The sequence below is a fragment of the Lentimicrobium sp. S6 genome, assembly GCF_013166635.1.
Lineage (GTDB): Bacteria > Bacteroidota > Bacteroidia > Bacteroidales > UBA12170 > UBA12170.
Genome location: NZ_JABKBZ010000238.1, coordinates 1 through 780 on the forward strand (window position 1 = coordinate 1; position 780 = coordinate 780).

Sequence of the window (780 nt, forward strand, 5' to 3'; positions counted from 1 at the left end):
CACAGTGTGGAGAATAACTTTGGATGTACACAGGTGGCCACGGCTCCTTTCTATGTGAATCCTCTTCCTGTGATTGACTTTAGCTTTAATAATGCTTGTTTGGGTAGCGCGACTCAGTTTAACGACTTGTCCAGCTCTCCTGTTGGAATCGCTTCTTGGTCTTGGGACTTTGGCGATGGGGAATTTAGCAATGCTGCTAATCCTGCCCATACTTATGCTACGGCTGGTGACTTTGTAGTTCGATTAACGCTAGTGGATAATCTAGGTTGCACTGACTTCTTGGAGAAGACCATTACTATTAATCCGGGTCCTACAGTAGCTTTTGAAGCACCTGCTACTTGTCATGGTGACAGTACCTATTTTACCAATACTACTAGCGCCGATGCGACCAGCTATATGTGGTATTTTGGCGATGGAAATAGCAGTACTGAAATAAATCCAGTTCATCTTTATGAGAACTATGGAACTTATACTGTTTTATTAGAAGCCAGCGATGAACTCGGTTGTCAGAACAGCATGGAACAAGAGGTGGTGGTTTATCCACTTCCTATCGTAAATTATACTTGGAACTTTGGAAGCTGTGCTGGTGACACCACCTTCTTCCAAGACCTTTCTCAGGCCATAAGTGGCGATATTGCTTCTTGGAATTGGAATTTTGGGGATGGTAATTTTAGCACTGAGCAGCATCCTTATCACATCTATGCTGAAACTGGAGATATCACCTATGAAGTCACTTTGATCATTACCACCACCGATGGTTGTAGCGATAGTTTGGTGGAG

At 43.5% G+C, this 780-nt stretch carries 1 protein-coding gene; it reads left to right on the top strand.

Annotation, left to right across the window (positions count from 1 at the left end; translation table 11 throughout):
• A partial coding sequence (locus HNS40_RS22550) for a PKD domain-containing protein (RefSeq protein WP_172284962.1) occupies window positions 1-780 on the top strand: 780 nt, incomplete at both ends.